Below are 19,602 nucleotides of genomic sequence, written 5' to 3'. Positions count from 1 at the left end.
GGGCGGCCGGGTGCGGGAGGCGGGCCTGCACGGCCGCGGCGACCATGGCCATCAGCGGGTCCTTCTTGAAGCCCCACAGCTCCACCGCGTTCGGGTCGTACTTGGGCGGCACCTTGCTCGGCGCGCCCCGCACGGTGAACCGGAGGTGGCCGTTCTCCATGCCCACCTCCGGCTGCCACTCCACCGAGAGGATGTCGCCGAGGGGGAGGGTGCGCGGCCCCCCGGCCGACTTGGCGTCCTCCGCCTGCCACTTCCACTCCAGGCGCACCCGCTCGCCGTCGAAGCTCGCGATGCCGTCCCCGGCCGACACCGACAGCGGGACGGCGGGGCCCGGCAGCAGGTACGCGTCCACCGGGCCGGACGGAACCTGGTCCAGGAGCAGCGCGTTGCGCACCTCGTCCACGAAGTACTCGGCCACGCCGTACCGGTCGGACTCCACGAGGAGCTGGTACGGGTCGTGCGGCTCGGTCAGCCGGCCGCCCGTCGCGTGCAGCAGCGGGTCGGCGCCGTCCCGCAGGCGCAGCCGCAGCCGGCCGGACTTGCGGCCCTGCTCGAACGATATGCCCGCCAACGCGGCGAGTGGGACGAGCAGTTCACCCAACTCCCGGCGCAGCAGGGCGACGCTCTTGTCGCGGCCGGGAGTCAGCCGCAGCGAGTCGCCGTCGAAGACCCACGATCCGTCCTTCTGGATGATTTCCGCCATGCGCGGATTGTTTCATCGCTTCTGCGGGCGGCGATGGTGCGGGAGAGTGGTCTACACCCGTCCCCAACCCCCGTACCGCACACCCGCGAAGGGAGCGCGCACGTGAGAGCTCACCGACGGCACCACCGAACGACTCCCCGCACCGGCCGGCTGCTGGGATCGCTGCTTCTGGTGGTGACGGCCTGCGCCGTCACCGCAGGCGCGGCACCCGCGCACGAGACCGCCGCGACCCCGCTGGACCAGGTGATCCCGGCCCCCGCCTCGGTCGACCAGGGCGGTGCCCCGTACCGCATCACCCGCTCCACCCACATCCGCGTCGACGAATCGCGCGAGGCCCGCCGCGTCGGCGACTACCTGGCCGGGGTCCTGCGGCCGTCCACCGGCTACCGGCTGCCCGTCACCTCCCACGGCCACGGCGGCATCCGGCTGCGCCTGGCCGAGGGCTCCTACGGCGACGAGGGCTACCGCCTCGACAGCGGCCGCTTGGGCGTCACCATCACCGCCCGCGCGGCGGCCGGCCTCTTCCACGGCGTCCAGACCCTCCGTCAGCTGCTGCCCGCCGCCGTCGAGAAGGACTCCGTGCAGCCCGGCCCCTGGCTGGTGGCCGGCGGCACCGTCGAGGACACCCCCCGCTACGGGTGGCGCGCCGCCATGCTGGACGTCTCCCGGCACTTCTTCACCGTCGACGAGGTGAAGCAGTACATCGACCGCGTCGCCCTCTACAAGTACAACAAGCTCCACCTGCACCTCAGCGACGACCAGGGCTGGCGCATCGCCGTCGACTCCTGGCCGCGCCTGGCGACGTACGGCGGCTCCACCGAGGTCGGCGGCGGCCCCGGCGGCCACTACACCAAGGACGACTACAAGGAGATCCTGCGCCACGCCGCCTCCCGCCACCTGGAGGTCGTGCCCGAGATCGACATGCCGGGCCACACCAACGCGGCCCTCGCCTCCTACGCCGAGCTGAACTGCGACGGTGTCGCGCCGCCGCTGTACACCGGCACCCAGGTCGGCTTCAGCTCGCTGTGCGTCGGCAAGGAGGTCACGTACGACTTCGTCGACGACGTCGTGCGCGAGCTGGCCGCGCTCACCCCGGGCCGCTACCTCCACATCGGCGGCGACGAGGCGCACTCCACGCCGCACGACGACTTCGTCGCCTTCATGAAGCGGGTGCAGCCGATCGTCGCGAAGTACGGCAAGACGGTCGTCGGCTGGCACCAGCTGGCGAGCGCCGAACCGGTCGAGGGCGCGCTCGTCCAGTACTGGGGCCTGGACCGCACCAGTGACGCGGAGAAGGCCCAGGTCGCCGAGGCCGCGCGGAACGGGACCGGGCTGATCCTGTCCCCGGCCGACCGGACGTACCTGGACATGAAGTACACCAAGGACACGCCGCTGGGTCTGTCCTGGGCGGGCTATGTCGAGGTGCAGCGGTCCTACGACTGGGACCCGGCCGCCTATCTGCCGGGCGCCCCGGCCTCCGCGGTGCGCGGTGTCGAGGCGCCGCTGTGGACGGAGACCCTCTCCGACCCGGAGCAGCTGGAGTTCATGGCCTTCCCGAGGCTGCCGGGCGTGGCCGAACTGGGCTGGTCCCCGGCGTCGACGCACGACTGGGACACCTACAAGGTGCGGCTGGCCGCGCAGGCGGCGCGCTGGGAGGCGATGGGGATCGACTACTACCGCTCGCCGCAGGTCCCCTGGACCTGATCCGGCCCTGAGCCGGACCTGGTCCCGTCAGTCGCGGACACGACGACGGGCACCCCGGAGGACCGTCTCCGGGGTGCCCGTCCGTCCGTGGGCCCGGCTACCGGCCCGCGAGCGGGTTCTCCAGCCGGCCGATCAGCTGGAGCGCGCCGGACGGGTCGGCGAGGTCCACCATCTGCCGGTTGTCGCGCAGCTGGAGCCGGTTGAGGCAGGACAGCGCGAACTCGGGCGCGAACATGTCGTACCGCTCGAACTTCTCGGCCAGTTCCGGCACCGACTCCTGGTACTCGCGGGTGACCTCCGCGACCGTGCGCCAGAAGTCGTCCTCCTCCACGATGCCCTCGTCCGCCAGGTTCGCGGCGAGGAAGCGGAAGAAGCAGTCGAAGACGTCCGTGAAGATGGACAGGAGCTTCTTGTCCTCGGGCACGTCCACGGCGATCCGGGCGACCTCCGGCGGCAGTACCGCGTCCGGGTCCATCACCGCGATCTCCTCGGCGATGTCCTTGTAGATCGCGCGCCGCACCACCCCGTCCTCCAGGACCAGGATCACGTTCTCGCCGTGCGGCATGTACACCAGGTCGTAGGCGTAGAAGCTGTGCAGCAGCGGGACGTAGTAGGCCCGCAGGTAGTGCCGCAGCCACTCGGCGGGCGCGAGGCCCGACCGCTCGATCAGCGCGCCCGCGAAGGAGGCGCCCTCGTGGTCGACGTGGACGAGGGAGGCCATGGTGGCGAGCGTCTCGCCCTCCTGGAGGGAGGGCACGGGGCTCTCCCGCCAGAGCGCGGCCAGCATCTTGCGGTACGGCGAGTAGCGGTCGGTGGCCTGCTCGTACTCCAGGTGCCGGTAGCCGACGGCGGCCCGCTCCCGGATGATGCTCAGGCCCGTCGACCTGAGCACGGGGTCGCCCTCGATGAGCTGGGCGAGCCAGTCGTTGATGGCCGGCGTGGCCTCCATGTAGGCCGCCGACAGGCCGCGCATGAAGCCCATGTTGAGGACGGACAGGGCCGTCTTCACGTAGTGCTTCTCGGGGTGCGAGGCGTTGAAGAAGGTGCGGATGGACTGCTGGGCCAGGTACTCGTCGTCGCCCTCGCCGAGGCAGACCAGGTGCCCGCGGGCGACCTCGGCGGCGAAGGTGACGGTGAGCTTGTTCCACCACTGCCAGGGGTGGACCGGGATGAACAGGTAGTCGGCCGGGTCCAGGCCCCGCTCGTGCAGGACGCCGTGGAAGCGGTCGACGGTCCGTTCGCCCAGCTCGTCGCGGACGAAGGACTCGTACTCGATGCCCACGCCCGCCGTGAACGCCGCGCGGGAGCGGTGGGCGGCCAGCCACACCAGCCGGACCGGGCTCGCGGTCTCGGGGGCGTAGGACAGGTACTCGTGGATGCCGAAGCCGAGCCGCCCGTTGTTGGCGACGAAGCACGGGTGGCCCTCGGTCATGCCGGTCTCGACGGCCTGGAAGCCGGCGCGGGCCAGCTCGGCGGAGGTGACCTTCGGCTTGGTGAGCTTGTAGCAGGTGCCGGAGAGGGTGGAGGAGATCTCCTCCAGGTAGACCGGCAGGATCTCCTCGCTCAGGCCCAGCGTCTTCCGCAGCTCGACGAAGAAGTCGAGTGCGGCGAGCGGGAGGCCGGCCCCGTCGCGGTGGCGGGTGATCGAGGCGGCGTCCACCTGCCAGTGGTCCAGGGCGCGGACGGTGGCCGTGAAGCGGTAGCGGGTCTGGCCGTCGTCGCTGAGGACGACGTACTCCTCGCCGTCCCGTTCGGGGGAGAGCAGCCGCTCGTGCGTGAACTCGGCCAGGGCCTTGCGGATCAGGAGGCGGTTGGCCTGCTCCCAGCGCTCGGGGGAGAGGTGGGCGACGGCGTCGGCGAGGCTCATCGGGACACCGCCTTCTCGAACTGGTCGCGGGTGCAGAAGCTCAGCAACGCCTTCTTCTCCGGCTTCTGGATCTCGCGCTCGGGCACGAATCCGACGGCTGCGTTCAGGGCGTGGACGGCCTTGTTGTCGACATCGGGCTCGACGACGACGCGGGCGGTGGCCGGGTCGGCGAACAGCTCGGTCATGACCGCGGTGATGACGGCGCGGGTGAAGCCGTGCACCGGCCGGTCGGTGGGGGCGACCAGGAAGTGCATGCCGACGTCACCGGGCTCCGGGTCGTACAGGCCGGTCAGCTCGCGGTGGACCGGGTCGTACCGCTCCATCAGGAAGGCGGGGACGCCGTCGTGCAGGCCGATGAACGCGTCCTGGTGCGGGTCGGCGGCCACGTCCATGTAGGCCCGCTCGACGTCGACCAGTTTCGCCTCCTGCATCATCCAGAACGCGGACTTGGGGTGGGTGAGCCAGCCGTGCAGCAGCCCGGCGTCCCTGAGCGGGTCGAGGGGGCGCAGGGTGAGGGCGCCGATCCTCCTGGTGGCGGATGTCGTGGGGGTGGTCATGCGCTGAACTCCTGGAACGCGATCGACTTCTCGACCGGGTAGTACTCGGTGCCGAGCAGCTCTCGGACGATGTAGCTGTTGCGGTAGGCGCCCATACCCAGGTCGGGGCTGGTGACGCTGTGCGTGTGGACCCCCGCGTTCTGCAGGAACACACCGCTGCCCGTGACGTCGACGGCGTAGTTGCGGGCCACGTCGAAGTTGCCGCGGGAGTCGTAGCACAGCCGGTCGCGGACGGGCTTGAGGAACTCCGGCTCGGTGTACCGGTACCCGGTGGCCAGGATCAGGCCCTCGGTGTCGATCTCGAAGTCCGTGCCCTGCTCCTCCTGGCGGAAGCCCAGGGTGTACGTGCCGTCCGCGTACCGGGCGCTGGTCAGGGCCGAGTTGGTGAGCAGGCGGGTGGGGACCGGTCCGCCCAGTTTCTTCTGGTAGAGCAGGTCGAAGATGTCGTTGATCAGGTCGCCGTCGATGCCCTTGAACAGGCCCTTCTGTTCCGCCGTGAGGCGGTAGCGGGTGGGCTCCGGCAGCGCGTGGTAGTAGTCCACGTACTCCGGGGAGGTCATCTCCAGCGTGAGCTTGGTGTACTCCAGCGGGAAGAAGCGCGGGGAGCGCGTCACCCAGTTCAGCCGGTAGCCGTGGACGTCGATCTCGCTGAGCAGGTCCTGGTAGATCTCGGCGGCGGACTGACCGCTGCCGACCAGCGTGATCGACTCCTTCTTCACCAGCTCCGCCCGGCGCTGGACGTACTGGGAGTTGTGGAGGAAGTCGCCGGCCAGCCCCCGGCAGGCGTCGGGGATGTGCGGCGGGGTGCCGGTGCCGAGGACGAGGCGGCGGGCGCGGTAGGTGGCGCCGGCCGTGGTGGCGACGGCGTACAGCTCCTCGCGCTCGTCGTACGTCACCTCGGTGACCGTCGTGGAGAAGCGGACGCTGCTCAGTCTGTTCGCGGCCCAGCGGCAGTAGTCGTCGTACTCGACGCGCAGCGGGTAGAAGTTCTCCCGGATGTAGAACGAGTACAGCCGGCCCTTCTCCTTCAGGTAGTTGAGGAAGGAGTACGGGGAGGTCGGGTCGGCGAGCGTGACCAGGTCCGACATGAACGGGGTCTGGAGGTGGGCGCCGTCCAGGAACATGCCGGCGTGCCACTCGAAGTCCGGCTTGGACTCCAGGAAGACGCCGTTCAGCCCGTCGATGGGCTCGGTGAGGCAGGCGAGGCCGAGGTTGAAGGGGCCGAGGCCGATCCCCACGAAGTCGTACGTGGCACTGGCTTCAGGAAGCGCGGTCAAGGGACTCTCCCAGGTACTGCTCGGCGTGGCCGGCGATCAGGTCGAGGACGGCGGCGATGTCGGCCGTGGTCGTCTCGGGGTTGAGCAGGGTGAACTTCAGGTAGTGGCGTCCGGCCACCTTGGTGCCCGCGACCACGGCGTCGCCGGAGGCGAACAGGGCCCGGCGGGCGTACAGGTTGGCGCGGTCGATCTCGGCGGGGTCGGTGACCGCCGCCGGGATGTAGCGGAAGACCAGGGTGGACAGGCTCGGCTCCACGACGACGTCGTAGCGCGGGTCGGCGGCGATCATCCGCCAGCCCTCGGCGGCCAGGTCGCACACCTCGTCGAAGAGCTGCCCGATGCCGTCGGCGCCCATCACGCGCAGCGTCATCCACAGCTTGAGCGCGTCGAAGCGGCGGGTGGTCTGGAGCGACTTGTCCACCTGGTTGGGGATACGTTCCTGCACCATGCGGCGCGGGTTGAGGTACTCCGCGTGGTAGGTGGCGTGGCGCAGGGTGGCCGCGTCCCGGACCAGCACGGCGGAGGAACTCACCGGCTGGAAGAAGGACTTGTGGTAGTCGACCGTGACCGAGTCGGCCCGCTCGATGCCGGCCAGCCGGTCCCGGTACTTCAGGGAGGCGAGCAGCCCGCAGCCGTAGGCCGCGTCCACGTGCATCCACACGCCGTACTGCTCGCAGAGCGCGGCGATCTCCGGGAGCGGGTCGATGGAGCCGAAGTCGGTGGTGCCGCCGGTGGCGACGACGGCCATGGGGACGAGGCCGTCCTGCGCGCAGCGCTCCAGCTCACGGGCGAGGGCCACGGTGTGCAGGCGCTTGTCCTGGTCGACGGGGATCGAGACGACGGCGTCCGGGCCGAGGCCGAGGAGCTTCGCCGACTTCTGCACGCTGAAGTGGCTGACCTCGGAGGCGAAGACGCGCAGTCTGCCCAGGGAGTCGCTCTTGGCCTCCTCGCGGGCCAGCAGCAGCGCCTGGAGGTTGGACTGGGTGCCCCCGGAGGTGAACACGCCGTCGGCGGCGGGGCCGAGGCCGACCCGGTCGGTGGTCCAGTCGATCAGTTTCCGCTCGATGAGTGTGCCGCCCGCCGACTGGTCCCAGGTGTCCAGGGAGGAGTTGACGGCGGACAGCACCGCCTCGCCCAGCACCGCCGGTATGACGACCGGGCAGTTGAGGTGGGCGAGGTAGCGGGGGTGGTGGAAGTAGACGGCGTCGCGGAGGTAGACGTCCTCCAGCTCGTCGAGGACCGCCGCCGTGTCGTGCAGCGGCCGGTCGAGGTCGATCCCGTCGATGCGGGGGGAGAGGGAGTCGACCGTGACACCGGTGAACGGGCGGTCGGTGGTGGCGATTCTGGCGGCCACCCGCTCGACTCCTTCGATCACGGAGCGGCGGTACTGCTCCGCGGTGGTGTCGTTGAGCAGGTGCGAGCGCATGTGGGGGTCCTCCGGTGGGGACGGTCCGAGAGGGAGAGGGAAGGGCGGGAAAGGGCGTAAGGGGCGGAACCCTTGCTTCGACTTAGGTTAGCCTAACCTAAGTTGAGTGGATCAAACGCAGGCCCGTGCGTGACTGCCGTCACTCAGGTGCGCGGCGGCAACACCGCTCTGCCTCAGCCCTGTTCGCGGAGCTGTTCCTCCGTCAGCCCCTGGCGCCAGTAGCCGACGAAGGTGACGCGCCGCCGGTCGACGCCGCGCTCGCGCACGAAGTGCCGCCGCAACGCCTTGACGCAGCCTGACTCGCCCGCGATCCAGACGTAGGGGTGCCCGGCGTCCGGCAGCCGCGCGTCCCGCAGGGTGGTCAGGGTCGCCTCGGGGCCGCCGGCGGCGTCCCGGACCAGCCAGGTGATCTCGGCGTCCGCCGCCGTGGTGAGGTCCTGCACGTCCTCGGCGTGCGGCACTTCCAGCCAGACCCGGGCGCGGGTGCCGGCGGGCAGCGACTCGACGATCGCGCAGGCGGCCGGTACGGCGGTCTCGTCGCCCCAGATCGCCACCAGGTCGGTGTCCTCGGGCGGCCGGAAGCGGATCGCCCGGTTGTCGGCGATCGCCGGGCCGAGCAGCAGGACGCGGTCCCCGGCGGTGGCGGCGGCGGCCCAGCGGGCGGCGGGGCCGGCCTCGAAGGCGGCGCCGGGTTCGACGCCGTGCAGCACGAAGTCGACGTCGATCTCCACGGTGTCGCCGTCGGCGTCGCGCCGGAGCGCCCGCAGCGTGTACGAGCGCATCACCGCCCGCACGTCGTCGGGGAGTTCACGCCACGCCTGCCACCAGTTGTCACCCTGCTCCAACGGCACCGCGGGCTCGGACTGGCCCGGATGCGGCAGGAACAGCGACAGGGACTGGTCGCGGCCGTCCGAGTGGAAGGCGCTCAGGTCGTCCCCGGTGAAGGTGACACGGGTCAGGGACGGGCCGAGCCGCCTCGTCCGTGCGACCTGGAGGGAGAAGAAACGGAACGGGGCGGCTACGGCCGTCGTCATGGCGTGCTCCGGGAGACGGAGAAGGTCAGCCGACCTTCTTGGCGTTCTCGATGGCCTCGGCGAGGTTGTTCAGCAGCGGCGTGCACTTGTCGTAGGACAGGATCGGCTCGGGGGAACGGGCGATGACCTGGCCGGCCTTGACCGCGGGGAGCTGCTTCCAGGTGCCCTCGGTGATGTCCGCGGGCTGGATGGTGGAGGCGCGGTCGTCCATGATGATCACGTCGGCCGGGTACTTGTCGACGTTCTCCCAGCTCAGGCTCTCGAACCAGCCGCCGGTCGCCTTCTTCGCCTCCTCGGAGGGCTCGACGAAGTTCACGCCGAGGGCCTTGAAGTACTCCAGGTCCACGGACAGGTTGGTGCCGGAGACGTAGAAGAGGTCGGCGCTCGCCGAGCCGGCCAGGACCCTGATCTCGGGCTTGGCCTTGGCGGCGGCGCGCAGCCGGGCGGCGGCCTTCTCGAAGGCGGCCTTGGCGTCCGTGACCTTCTTGGCCTTCATGTCGGCGCCCAGCGACTCGGCCAGCTCCCACATGCGCTGGAGGGGCTGGGTGAGCTGGCGGTCGAAGACGGAGATCGCGACGCTCGGCGCGAGCTTGGCGACCTTGTCCTTGGACTCCTCCGGGACCGACCAGAGGGTGCCCGCGGTGTCGAACGTCGTGGTGACGAGCACCTCGGGAGCGAGGGTCGCGTACTTCTCGACGTTGAGCTTGCCCCACTCGTTGCCGAGGACGGTGACCTTGTCGACGTCGAGGTCGCCGGCCTGGACGTCGGGCTTGCCGTCCTTGGTCGTGGTGGGCCCGAAGACGCCCTTGACCTGGACGCCGTAGTCCCACAGGGCGGCGGCGACACCGGTGAAGGCGACGATGTTCTTCGGCACCGAGTCCAGCTTCACGGTCGTGCCGCGGTCGTCCTTGAAGGACCAGGGACCGGACTTGCCGGCGCCCGCGTCGTCGCCCGAGCCGCTCTTCGCGTCGTCGTCCCCGCAGGCCGCGAGCGCGGCGCCGAGGCCGATGGCGCCGCCGGCGGCGAGGATTCCGCGACGGGTCGGGTGGGCAGCTCTGGCGTTGCGCATGGTGTGACTGCTTTCGAACGGTGCGGAGCTCCGCGGGACAATTCGAGGGTAGGTTAGCCTAACCTCAGATCTTGTCCAGGGGTGGGGCCGTCCGGCCCCGCCCCGCGACGGCGTCCCGTCTCAGCTCACCAGCCCCAACTCCCGTGCGATCAGCATCCGCTGGACCTCGCTGGTGCCCTCGCCGATCTCCAGGATCTTCGCGTCCCGCCACATGCGCGCGACCGGGTACTCGTTCATGAACCCGTACCCGCCGTGAACCTGGGTGGCGTCCCGGGCGTTGTCCACGGCCACCGTCGACGAGTACAGCTTCGCCAGCGCCGCCTCCTTCTTGAACGGCTCGCCCGCCACCAGGCGGGAGGCCGCGTCCCGCCAGGCGAGGCGGGAGGTGTGCGCCTTCATCTCCATGTCCGCGATCTTGAACTGGATGGCCTGGTTGGCGCCGATCGGCTTGCCGAAGGCGTGACGTTCCTTCGCGTACCTGACCGACTCGTCCACACAGCCCTGCGCGAGTCCCGTACCCAGTGCGGCGATGGCGATGCGTCCCTCGTCCAGGATGCGCAGGAACTGCGCGTAGCCGCGTCCCTTCTCGCCCAGCAGGTTCGCCGCCGGCACCCTGACGTCCGAGAAGGACAGCTCACGGGTGTCCGACGCGTTCCAGCCGACCTTCGAGTACGGGGCGGCCACCGTGAAGCCCGGCGTGCCCGACGGGACGATGATCGCCGAGATCAGCGGCCGTCCGTCCGGCTTGCGGCCGGTGACCGCCGTGACCGTCACCAGGCCCGTGATGTCCGTACCCGAGTTGGTGATGAAGCACTTGGTGCCGTTGATCACCCACTCGCCGGTCGCCTCGTCGAGCCGCGCCGTGGTCCGCGTCGCGCCCGCGTCCGAACCGCCGTCCGGCTCGGTCAGGCCGAAGGCGCCCAGGATCTCGCCGGAGCACAGCCGGGGCAGCCACTCGCGCTTCTGCTCCTCGGTGCCGAACAGGTGGACCGGCATCGCGCCCAGCGAGACCCCCGCCTCCAGCGTGATCGCCACCGACGAGTCGACCCGGGCCAGCTCCTCCAGGGCGATGCCGAGGGCCAGGTAGTCGCCGCCCATGCCGCCGTACTCCTCCGGGAACGGCAGCCCGAACAGGCCCATGCGGCCCATCTCGCGGACGATCTCGTACGGGAACTCGTGCCGCTCGTAGAAGTCACCGATCTTGGGCGCCACGACGTCGTGGGCGAACTCCTCGACCGTGCGGCGGAGTTCTTCCAGTTCGGGGGAGAGCTTGTGGTCCATGGCTGTTCACTGCTCCTGGTGGGAGTCGGCGCCCGAGCCGGCGAGGGCTCGTACGGTGCGGGACGGGCTGGGTCGGCCCAGGTGGGCGGCCATCCAGACGCTGGTGGCGACGAGACGGCCGAGGTCGACACCGGTGTCGATGCCGAGGCCGCGCAGCATCCACACGAGGTCTTCGGTGGCGAGGTTGCCGGTGGCGGACTTGGCGTACGGGCAGCCGCCCAGGCCGCCGGCGGAGGCGTCGACCGTCGTCACGCCGTGCCGCAGCGCGGTCAGCGTGTTGGACAGGGCCTGGCCGTAGGTGTCGTGGAAGTGCACGCCGAGCGTGTCCACGGGGACGCCCGCCTCGGTGAGCGCGGTGAGCAGGGCGCCGACGTGGCCCGGGGTCGCCACCCCGATGGTGTCGCCGAGGCTCAGCTCGTCGCAGCCCATGTCCAGCAGGGCCCGGCAGACCCTTACCACCTGCGGGACGGGGACGGCGCCCTCCCACGGGTCGCCGAAGCACATCGACAGGTAGCCCCGCACGTGCACGTCCGCCGCCTTCGCCCGCGCCACCACCGGCGCGAACATGGCCAGCGCCTCGTCCACCGTGCGGTTCAGGTTGGCCTTGGCGAAGGACTCCGTGGCGCTGGCGAAGACCGCCACCCGCCGGGCGCCCAGCGCCAGCGCGCGGTCCAGGCCGCGCTCGTTCGGCACCAGGACGGGGAGGTCGACCGGCAGGTCCGCGACCGCCGGGAACAGCTCCTCCGCGTCCGCCAGCTGCGGCACCCACTTGGGGTGCACGAAGCTCGTCGCCTCGATGGTGGTCAGGCCGGTCCCGGCGAGGCGGCGGACGAACTCCGCCTTCACCGCCGCCGGGACGATCGCCTTCTCGTTCTGGAGGCCGTCGCGGGCGGCGACCTCGTGGATGCGGACGCGGGCGGGCAGGCCGTCGGCCGGCACCGTCATGGGCAAGCCCAGGTCGGGGGTGTTCATGCCGTCTCCTCCTCGCCGTCCGCCGCCGGGGCGATGACCGCCAGCACCTGGTCCATGGCGACCGTGGTGCCGGGCGCGACGTCCAGTTCGGCGACGGTGCCGGCGTGCGGGGCGGAGATGACGTGCTCCATCTTCATCGCCTCCACGACCAGCAGGCTCTGTCCGGCGGCCACCTCGTCGCCGACGGCGACCTTCACCACCGTCACCGTGCCCGGCATGGGCGCGGTGAGCGAGTCGGCGCCCGCGTGGGCGGAGCGGGTGAGGGAGGCGGCGACCGGGTCGTGGTCGCGCACGTGCCAGGCGTCGCCGTCGCGGCCCAGCCAGTCGGCGACGCGGTGGAAGGTGTGCCGGACGCCGTCGAGGGTGACGGCCACCCGGTCGTCGGTGACGGTGTGGGTGCCGCGCGGGGAGTGCGTGACGGGGTCGAGCCCCGGCGCCCGCATCGGGAAGGCCACCGGCTTCGGCTCGCCGCCCGTGCGCCAGCCGTCCGGCACCGAGAACGGGTCCGTCCAGCCGTCCCCGCGCGGACGCAGCGCGTCCAGCCGTACGGCCGCCGCCGCCTCGTACACCTCCTCCGGTACGTCCGTGGTGACCAGGCCGTCGGCCTCGCGCTCCACCAGCCCGGTGTCCAGGTCGCCCGCCACCACCGCCGGATGCGCGAGCAGCCGCCGCAGGAACCCGGCGTTGGTCTGCACGCCCAGCGTCACCGTCCGGGCGAGGGCCGCCCGCAGCTTGCGCAGCGCCGTCTCCCGGTCGGGGCCGTACGCGATCACCTTGGACAGCATCGGGTCGTAGAGGCTGCCGACCTCGCTGCCCTCGCTGAGCCCGGAGTCGGTGCGCACCCCGTCGCCCTCGGGCTCGCGCAGCCGCAGCACCGTGCCGCCGGAGGGGAGGAAGCCGCGCGCCGGGTCCTCGGCGCACAGCCGGGCCTCCACCGCGTGCCCGGTCAGCCGGACGTCCTCCTGCGCGAAGCCGAGCGGTTCGCCCGCCGCCACCCGCAGCTGCCACTCCACCAGGTCGAGGCCGGTGACCAGCTCGGTCACCGGGTGCTCCACCTGGAGGCGGGTGTTCATCTCCATGAAGTAGTACGACGACGGGTCGCCGCCCGGCACGATGAACTCCACCGTGCCCGCGCCCCGGTACCCGCAGGAGCGCGCCGCCTGCACGGCGGCCTCGCCCATCGCGGCGCGGGTCGCCTCGTCGAGGAGCACGCTGGGCGCCTCCTCGATGATCTTCTGGTGCCGGCGCTGGAGGGAGCACTCGCGCTCGCCCAGGTGCACCACGTTCCCGTGGCCGTCGGCCAGGACCTGGATCTCGATGTGCCGGGGCCGGTCGATCCAGCGCTCCACGAGGAGCGTGTCGTCGCCGAAGGAGGCGCGGGCCTCGCGGCGGGCGGCGGCGATCTCGTCGGCGAGCACGGCGGCGTCCCGCACCAGCCGCATCCCCTTGCCGCCACCGCCGGCCGACGGCTTGAGCAGCACCGGCGTGCCGATCTCGCGGGCGGCGTCGGCGAGCTGGGCGTCGGTCAGCCCGCTGCCGCTGGAGCCCGGGACGACCGGGACCCCGGCCGCCTGCACGGTCTCCTTGGCCCGGATCTTGTCGCCCATCAGGGCGATGGCGTCGGCGGGCGGCCCGATGAAGACCAGCCCCGCCTCCTCGCAGGCCCGCGCGAACCCCGCGTTCTCGGCGAGGAAGCCGTACCCCGGGTGGACGGCCTGCGCGCCGGTGCGGGCGGCGGCCTCCAGCAGCCGCTCGACGGACAGATAGCTCTCCGCCGCCAGCGCCGGGCCGATCCGTACCGCCTCGTCGGCCTCGCGCACGTGCCGCGCGTCCGCGTCGGCGTCGGAGAAGACCGCCACCGAGCGCACGCCCATCGAGCGCAGGGTCCGGATGACCCGCACGGCGATCTCACCGCGGTTGGCCACCAGCACCGTGTCGAACATCAGGCTCCCCATCGTGCTTCCCATCGAGTCCCCTCCTCACATCCGGAAGACGCCGAACTGGGGGTCACCCAGCGGCGCGTTGGCACAGGCGGTCAGGGCCAGACCCAGCACCCGGCGGGTGTCGGCGGGCTCGATCACCCCGTCGTCCCACAGGCGGGCGGTCGCGTAGTAGGCGTTCCCCTGGCGCTCGTACTGCGCGCGGACCGGTGCCTTGAAGGTCTCCTCCTCCTCGGCCGGCCACTCCTCGCCGCGTGCCTCCAGCTGGTCCCGCTTGACGGTGGCCAGCACGGAGGCGGCCTGCTCACCGCCCATGACGGAGATCTTCGCGTTGGGCCACATCCACAGGAAGCGGGGCGAGTAGGCCCGCCCGCACATCGAGTAGTTCCCCGCGCCGTACGAGCCGCCGACGACCACCGTCAGCTTCGGCACCCGCGTGCACGCCACCGCCGTCACCATCTTGGCTCCGTGCTTGGCGATGCCGCCGGCCTCGTAGTCCCGGCCGACCATGAACCCGGAGATGTTCTGCAGGAACACCAGCGGGATGCCGCGCTGGTCGCACAGCTCGATGAAGTGGGCGCCCTTCTGGGCCGACTCGGCGAACAGGATGCCGTTGTTGGCGACGATGCCCACCGGGTGGCCGTGGATGCGGGCGAAGCCCGTGACCAGGGTCTGCCCGAACTCCGACTTGAACTCGGCGAACCGGGACCCGTCCACCACACGCGCGATGACCTCGCGGACGTCGTAGGGGGTGCGGGGGTCGACCGGCACCACGCCGTACAGCCCCTGCGGGTCGGCCTTCGGCTCGACGGCCGGCTCCACGCCCCAGGGGAGCGCGCCGCGCCGGGGGAGTGTGGAGACGATCTGCCGCACGATCCGCAGTGCGTGCGCGTCGTCCTCGGCCAGGTGGTCGGTCACGCCGGACACGCGCGAGTGGACCTCGCCGCCGCCCAGCTCCTCCGCCGTGACCACCTCGCCGGTGGCCGCCTTCACCAGCGGGGGGCCGCCCAGGAAGATCGTGCCCTGATTGCGGACGATCACGGCCTCGTCGCTCATCGCCGGGACGTACGCGCCGCCCGCCGTGCAGGAGCCGAGCACGGCGGCGATCTGCGGGATCCCGGCGCCGGACATCCGGGCCTGGTTGTAGAAGATCCGCCCGAAGTGCTCGCGGTCGGGGAAGACCTCGTCCTGCATCGGCAGGAAGGCGCCGCCCGAGTCGACGAGGTACAGGCACGGCAGCCGGTTCTCCAGCGCCACCTCCTGCGCACGGAGGTGCTTCTTCACGGTCATCGGGTAGTACGTGCCGCCCTTGACGGTGGCGTCGTTGGCGACGACCACGCACTCCCGGCCGCTCACCCGCCCGATCCCGGCGATCACGCCGGCCGCCGGGGCCTGTCCGTCGTAGAGCCCGTCGGCCGCGAGCGGCGCCAGCTCCAGGAACGGCGAGCCCGGGTCGAGCAGCGTGTCCACCCGGTCGCGCGGCAACAGCTTGCCGCGCGCGGTGTGCCGGGCCCGAGCCCGCTCCCCGCCGCCGAGCCGGGCCGCGGCGAGCTTGGCGCGCAGCTCCTGAACGAGGACGCCGTGCGCCTCCTCGTTGGCCCGAAAGGCCTCGGACGCGGGATCCGCCGCCGTCGTCAGCTCCGGTGCCTCGTGCATCCTGCGGTCCCCTCACCCAGTGATCGACCAGTTAATGAGCGTTAACGCGTTTCCCTCAGGTTAACGACCGCTAACCTCCCTGTCTAGAATTGCTCCCATGGCCACCAGAACCGACGCCCCCACCCGCCGCGAGCAGATCCTCAAGGAGGCCGCCCGGCTCTTCGCCGAGCGCGGTTTCCACGGTGTCGGCGTCGACGAGATAGGCGCCGCGGTCGGCATCAGCGGCCCCGGTCTGTACCGGCACTTCGCCGGCAAGGACGCGATGCTCGCGGAGCTGCTGGTCGGGATCAGCGGACAGCTGCTGACGGGGGCGAAGCGGCGGCTGGCGGAGGCCGAGGGGGTGACCGGCTCCGGGTCCGGCGACGCGGAGGCGGTCCTCGACTCGCTCATCGAGGGTCACATCGACTTCGCGCTCGACGACCGCCCGCTCATCACCCTGCACGACCGCGAGCTGGACCGCCTCCGGGACGCCGACCGCAAGATGGTGCGCCAGCTCCAGCGGCAGTACGTCGAGCTGTGGGTCGGGGTGGTCCGCGAGGTCTATCCGGCGGTCACGGAACCGAGCGCCCGCTCGGCCGTCCACTCGGTCTTCGGCCTCCTGAACTCCACCCCCCACCTGGGCCGCCCCGGCGCCCTCCCCGGCCGTGCGGTGACGTCGGAACTGCTGCACCGGATGGCCCGGGGGGCGTTCGCGGCGGTGGGGGAGTGACGAGGGTTACCCACGACCCACTCTGGACGCCCCTCCCTACCCGCCGGTACGGTGAAGTCTGAGCAAGCGCTTAGATACGTACCCTGGAGGTGGCGCGGTGCGCCGTACGGTGTTCAACGAGGACCACGAGGCGTTCCGGGAGACCATCCGCGCCTTCATCGAGGCCGAGGTCGTCCCCGTCTACGACGAGTGGTTCGCCGCCGGCCAGGCGCCGCGCGACTTCTACTACAAGCTCGGCGACCTGGGCATCTTCGGCATCAACGTGCCCGAGGAGTTCGGCGGCGCCGGCATGGACAGCCACAAGTTCGAGGCCGTCCTCTACGAGGAGACCGCCCGCGCGGGCGTCCAGTTCGGCGGCTCCGGCGTGCACGTGCTGCTCGCCCTGCCCTACATCAAGATGCTAGCCACCGACGAGCAGAAGAAGCGCTTCCTGCCGAAGTTCGTCAGCGGCGAGGAGATGTGGGCCATCGCCATGACGGAGCCCGGCACCGGCTCCGACCTCGCGGGCATGAAGTCCACCGCCAAGCTCTCCGAGGACGGCACCCACTACGTCCTCAACGGCGCCAAGACCTTCATCACCGGCGGCGTGCACGCCGACAAGGTCATCGTCTGCGCCCGCACCGCCGCGCCCACCGCCGAGGACCGCCGCCACGGCATCTCGCTGTTCGCCGTGGACACCAAGTCCGAGGGCTACTCGGTCGGCCGCAAGCTGGACAAGCTGGGCCTGAAGACCTCCGACACCGCCGAGCTGGCCTTCGTCGACGTCAAGGTGCCCGTCGAGGACCTGCTCGGCGAGGAGAACAAGGGCTTCTCCTACCTCGGCCACAACCTGGCCTCCGAGCGCTGGGGCATCGCCTTCGGCGCCTACGCCCAGGCCAAGGCCGCCGTCCGGTTCGCCAAGCAGTACGTGCAGGACCGCACCGTCTTCGGCAAGCCGGTCGCCCACTTCCAGAACACCAAGTTCGAGCTGGCCGCCTGCCAGGCCGAGGTGGACGCCGCCGAGGCCGTCGCCGACCGCGCCACCGAGGCGCTGGACGCCGGTGAGCTGACCCCCGCCGAGGCCGCCAGCGCCAAGCTGTTCTGCACCGAGGTCGCCCACCGCGTCATCGACCGCTGCCTCCAGCTGCACGGCGGCTACGGCTACATGAACGAGTACCCGATCGCCCGCCTGTACGCGGACAACCGGGTCAACCGCATCTACGGCGGCACCAGCGAGATCATGAAGTCGATCATCGCGAAGAACATGGGCCTGTAGACCGGTCTGCAGACCACAGAATCACAGGACATGAGCGAAGCACTCCAGTCCCTCCTCGACCTGCTCGACCTCGAGCGGATCGAGGAGGACATCTACCGCGGCCACTCCCGCTCCGCCGTCGTCCCCCGGGTCTTCGGCGGGCAGGTGGCCGCCCAGGCGCTGGTCGCCGCCGGACGCACGGTCCCCGAGGACCGGCACGCGCACTCCCTGCACGCGTACTTCCTGCGCCCCGGCGATCCGGGCGCCCCCATCGTCTACAACGTCGACCGGCTGCGCGACGGCCGCTCCTTCACCACCCGCCGGGTGGTCGCCGTCCAGCACGGCAAGCCGATCTTCGGCCTGTCGGCGTCCTTCCAGACGTACGAGGAGGGCCTGGACCACCAGGCCCCCATGCCGTCGGCCCCGGACCCGGCGGCGCTGCCCACCGGCGAGGAGCGGCTGCGGAGCTACCCGCACCTGCCCGCGGACACCGTCGAACGGTTCCTGGAGGCCCGCGCCGCCGTCGACCTGCGCTACGTCGACGACCCGCCGTTCGGCGACTTCGGCACCCCGCGCGACCCGCACTCCCAGGTGTGGTTCCGCACCAACGGCAAGCTCGCGGACGACCCCCTCCTGCACGTCGTCCTCGCCACCTACGTCTCCGACATGACGCTCCTCGACTCGGTGCTGCTCGCGCACGGGCGCGGCGGCTGGGCCGTCGGGGACGTGGTCGGTGCCTCCTTGGACCACGCCATGTGGTTCCACCGGCCGTTCCGCGCCGACGAGTGGCTGCTGTACGACCAGCAGTCCCCGTCCGCGTCCGGCGGCCGGGGACTGGGGCAGGCCCGGATCCACACCCAGGACGGGCGGCTCGCCATCTCGGTCATCCAGGAAGGCGTGGTGCGCGTCCCCCGGGAGGCCTGAGGACGCGCGGCGGGCTACTTCAGCCCCGCCTCCGTCAGCAGGTAGGCCGTCATCGGGTCGTAGTAGCGCGGGCTGACCACGTGGTCGTCCAGCGGCACCGCGACCTGGAGGGTGCCCTCGGACTCGGCGAGGAAGAGGGCCGGGTCGTTGCAGTCCGCGTAGCCGACGGAGTCGACGCCGTGCTGGGCGGCGCAACCGGCCCAGCCGTGGTCGGCGACGACCAGGTCGGGCAGCGGGCGGCCCGCGCGCTCCAGGCCGGTGAGGATCGCCTTCATCGGCTCGCCGGAGTGCGTGTGCCACAGGGAGGCACCGTGCTCCAGGACGGCCACGTCCGCGAACTGCTGGACGTATCCCTCCTCCGTCGTCAGCCCCTCCGGGATCACGACGATCTCGCAACCGGCGGTGCGCAGCGCGTCCGCCGTGGCGCGGTGCACGTCGAGCAGCCCGCCCGGGTGGCCGGTGGCGAAGAGCACCCGCTGCCCGCCGTCGGCCGCCTTGCGCAGCCGCGCCGCCATCCGCTCCAGCGCGGCCACGGTCAGCTCGGGGTCGATGGTGTCCTGGCCGTACCGGAATTCCGGGTCGTCGTTGACGCCGACCCGCTCCGCCATCACCGCGAGCACGTCCTGCTCGTCGGTCCAGCGGTCGCCCAGCTCCAGACCGAGCCAGAAGTTGCGGTCGCCGTTCGCCAGCTTCCGGTAGTGGGAGAGGTTGTTCTCGCGGGGCGTGGCGACGTCGCCCGCGATACGCGTTCTGACGAGGTGCTCGGCGAGTTCGGCGCGGCTGGGTGTCCCGGGTATCGGCATGACTCCCATTGTGAGGCAGCCGCCGGTCGGCGTCTCCGGCATGTCCCGCGCTGGGACGCGGGTCACCTCCGCAGCGCGAACCACAGTTCCATCCGTACGTCCGGGTCGTCGAGGTCGGCTTCCAGCAGGGCCGCGCAGCGGGCGATGCGCTGCCGGACGGTGTTGCGGTGCACGGACAGGGCGACGGCGGTGCGGTCCCAACTGCCGTGCAGGGAGAGCCAGGTGCGCAGCGTCTCGGTGAGCGCCGGGACGTCCGCGACCGGCGCGAGCAGCGCACGCGCGTGTGCCTCGGCCTCGCCGTCCGGCACCAGGTCGGCCAGTGCGGGCCGCGCACCGTGCCGGACCAGCGGCACCCGCGTGGCCCGCGCCCGGGCCAGCGCCCGGGCCGCCTGCGCGTCACCGGCCGGCCACTCGGCGGGGGTGACGGCCGCACTGACCCCGAGCAC

17 protein-coding genes are annotated in these 19,602 nt (G+C 71.6%); 4 read left to right on the top strand and 13 right to left on the bottom strand.

Annotated elements, in window-relative coordinates; genetic code table 11:
- The coding region (locus DMH12_RS27185; protein WP_125494086.1) for a DUF4429 domain-containing protein at positions 1-703 on the bottom strand (703 nt) is incomplete at its 3' end.
- A gap of 102 nt (positions 704-805) precedes the next feature.
- Between DMH12_RS27185 and DMH12_RS27180 the strand changes: the two genes are divergently transcribed.
- Complete coding sequence (locus tag DMH12_RS27180) at positions 806-2,407, top strand: beta-N-acetylhexosaminidase (RefSeq protein ID WP_125494085.1); 1,602 nt, start codon at positions 806-808, stop codon at positions 2,405-2,407.
- A 97-nt stretch (positions 2,408-2,504) separates the two neighbouring features.
- Here DMH12_RS27180 and DMH12_RS27175 read toward each other — a convergent pair whose 3' ends face one another.
- The 10 genes from DMH12_RS27175 to DMH12_RS27130 form a co-directional block, all read right to left on the bottom strand.
- Complete coding sequence (locus DMH12_RS27175) at positions 2,505-4,274, bottom strand: IucA/IucC family siderophore biosynthesis protein (protein WP_125494084.1); 1,770 nt, start codon at positions 4,272-4,274, stop codon at positions 2,505-2,507.
- Positions 4,271-4,831 carry a GNAT family N-acetyltransferase gene (locus tag DMH12_RS27170; RefSeq protein WP_125494083.1) on the bottom strand — a complete coding sequence of 187 codons (561 nt, stop codon included), beginning with the start codon at positions 4,829-4,831 and terminating at the stop codon, positions 4,271-4,273. Before DMH12_RS27170 ends, DMH12_RS27175 begins: the two co-directional genes overlap by 4 nt.
- Positions 4,828-6,108, bottom strand: coding sequence for a lysine N(6)-hydroxylase/L-ornithine N(5)-oxygenase family protein (locus DMH12_RS27165; protein ID WP_185832568.1), 1,281 nt, complete (start codon positions 6,106-6,108; stop codon positions 4,828-4,830). The genes DMH12_RS27170 and DMH12_RS27165 overlap by 4 nt, the downstream gene beginning before the upstream one ends.
- The gene (desA, locus tag DMH12_RS27160; RefSeq protein ID WP_125494082.1) at positions 6,092-7,534 is read right to left on the bottom strand and encodes a lysine decarboxylase DesA; all 1,443 of its coding nucleotides are present in this window, start codon (positions 7,532-7,534) and stop codon (positions 6,092-6,094) included. The genes DMH12_RS27165 and desA overlap by 17 nt, the downstream gene beginning before the upstream one ends.
- 173 nt (positions 7,535-7,707) lie before the next feature.
- Positions 7,708-8,568, bottom strand: a complete 861-nt coding sequence (locus tag DMH12_RS27155; RefSeq protein WP_125494081.1) for a siderophore-interacting protein — start codon at positions 8,566-8,568, stop codon at positions 7,708-7,710.
- A gap of 25 nt (positions 8,569-8,593) precedes the next feature.
- The gene (locus tag DMH12_RS27150) at positions 8,594-9,637 is read right to left on the bottom strand and encodes an ABC transporter substrate-binding protein (protein WP_125494080.1); all 1,044 of its coding nucleotides are present in this window, start codon (positions 9,635-9,637) and stop codon (positions 8,594-8,596) included.
- 120 nt (positions 9,638-9,757) lie between these two features.
- Positions 9,758-10,918 (bottom strand): acyl-CoA dehydrogenase family protein, encoded by a 1,161-nt coding sequence (locus DMH12_RS27145; protein ID WP_114530295.1) that lies wholly within the window; start codon positions 10,916-10,918, stop codon positions 9,758-9,760.
- Between the two features lie 6 nt (positions 10,919-10,924).
- Positions 10,925-11,890, bottom strand: a complete 966-nt coding sequence (locus tag DMH12_RS27140) for a hydroxymethylglutaryl-CoA lyase (protein ID WP_125494079.1) — start codon at positions 11,888-11,890, stop codon at positions 10,925-10,927.
- The gene (locus DMH12_RS27135; RefSeq protein ID WP_125494087.1) at positions 11,887-13,833 is read right to left on the bottom strand and encodes an acetyl/propionyl/methylcrotonyl-CoA carboxylase subunit alpha; all 1,947 of its coding nucleotides are present in this window, start codon (positions 13,831-13,833) and stop codon (positions 11,887-11,889) included. The genes DMH12_RS27140 and DMH12_RS27135 overlap by 4 nt, the downstream gene beginning before the upstream one ends.
- Positions 13,834-13,869: 36 nt before the next feature.
- Positions 13,870-15,486, bottom strand: a complete 1,617-nt coding sequence (locus DMH12_RS27130; RefSeq protein ID WP_125494078.1) for a carboxyl transferase domain-containing protein — start codon at positions 15,484-15,486, stop codon at positions 13,870-13,872.
- 97 nt (positions 15,487-15,583) lie between these two features.
- Between DMH12_RS27130 and DMH12_RS27125 the strand changes: the two genes are divergently transcribed.
- The 3 genes from DMH12_RS27125 (at position 15,584) to DMH12_RS27115 (ending at position 18,353) form a co-directional block, all read left to right on the top strand.
- Positions 15,584-16,195 carry a TetR/AcrR family transcriptional regulator gene (locus DMH12_RS27125; RefSeq protein ID WP_125494077.1) on the top strand — a complete coding sequence of 204 codons (612 nt, stop codon included), beginning with the start codon at positions 15,584-15,586 and terminating at the stop codon, positions 16,193-16,195.
- A 97-nt stretch (positions 16,196-16,292) separates the two neighbouring features.
- Complete coding sequence (locus DMH12_RS27120; protein WP_125494076.1) at positions 16,293-17,450, top strand: acyl-CoA dehydrogenase family protein; 1,158 nt, start codon at positions 16,293-16,295, stop codon at positions 17,448-17,450.
- A gap of 30 nt (positions 17,451-17,480) precedes the next feature.
- Positions 17,481-18,353: an acyl-CoA thioesterase II gene (locus tag DMH12_RS27115; protein WP_125494075.1), complete on the top strand. Its 873-nt coding sequence runs from the start codon at positions 17,481-17,483 to the stop codon at positions 18,351-18,353.
- A 14-nt stretch (positions 18,354-18,367) separates the two neighbouring features.
- On the opposite strand, the gene DMH12_RS27110 is transcribed toward DMH12_RS27115, so the two are convergent.
- Together DMH12_RS27110 and DMH12_RS27105 are read right to left on the bottom strand one after the other, a co-directional pair.
- Positions 18,368-19,156, bottom strand: a complete 789-nt coding sequence (locus tag DMH12_RS27110; protein ID WP_125494074.1) for a phosphatase — start codon at positions 19,154-19,156, stop codon at positions 18,368-18,370.
- Between the two features lie 62 nt (positions 19,157-19,218).
- A partial coding sequence (locus DMH12_RS27105; protein WP_148107548.1) for a CdaR family transcriptional regulator occupies positions 19,219-19,602 on the bottom strand: 384 nt, incomplete at its 5' end.

This window comes from Streptomyces sp. WAC 04229, from assembly GCF_003947455.1.
In the GTDB taxonomy this organism is placed as follows: Bacteria; Actinomycetota; Actinomycetes; order Streptomycetales; family Streptomycetaceae; genus Streptomyces.
The sequence above is the reverse complement of the archived record's forward strand: the minus strand, read 5'-3'. Positions and strand labels throughout refer to the sequence as shown.

Bases quoted from the DNA above. Each gene is read 5' to 3' on its own strand.
- DMH12_RS27110 (WP_125494074.1), bottom strand. From the start codon at position 19,156: ATGCCGATACCCGGGACACCCAGCCGCGCCGAACTCGCCGAGCACCTC.
- desA (WP_125494082.1), bottom strand. From the start codon at position 7,534: ATGCGCTCGCACCTGCTCAACGACACCACCGCGGAGCAGTACCGCCGC.
- DMH12_RS27130 (WP_125494078.1), bottom strand. From the start codon at position 15,486: ATGCACGAGGCACCGGAGCTGACGACGGCGGCGGATCCCGCGTCCGAG.
- DMH12_RS27135 (WP_125494087.1), bottom strand. From the start codon at position 13,833: ATGTTCGACACGGTGCTGGTGGCCAACCGCGGTGAGATCGCCGTGCGG.
- DMH12_RS27150 (WP_125494080.1), bottom strand. From the start codon at position 9,637: ATGCGCAACGCCAGAGCTGCCCACCCGACCCGTCGCGGAATCCTCGCC.
- DMH12_RS27170 (WP_125494083.1), bottom strand. From the start codon at position 4,831: ATGACCACCCCCACGACATCCGCCACCAGGAGGATCGGCGCCCTCACC.
- DMH12_RS27175 (WP_125494084.1), bottom strand. From the start codon at position 4,274: ATGAGCCTCGCCGACGCCGTCGCCCACCTCTCCCCCGAGCGCTGGGAG.
- DMH12_RS27115 (WP_125494075.1), top strand. From the start codon at position 17,481: ATGAGCGAAGCACTCCAGTCCCTCCTCGACCTGCTCGACCTCGAGCGG.
- DMH12_RS27140 (WP_125494079.1), bottom strand. From the start codon at position 11,890: ATGAACACCCCCGACCTGGGCTTGCCCATGACGGTGCCGGCCGACGGC.
- DMH12_RS27155 (WP_125494081.1), bottom strand. From the start codon at position 8,568: ATGACGACGGCCGTAGCCGCCCCGTTCCGTTTCTTCTCCCTCCAGGTC.
- DMH12_RS27125 (WP_125494077.1), top strand. From the start codon at position 15,584: ATGGCCACCAGAACCGACGCCCCCACCCGCCGCGAGCAGATCCTCAAG.
- DMH12_RS27145 (WP_114530295.1), bottom strand. From the start codon at position 10,918: ATGGACCACAAGCTCTCCCCCGAACTGGAAGAACTCCGCCGCACGGTC.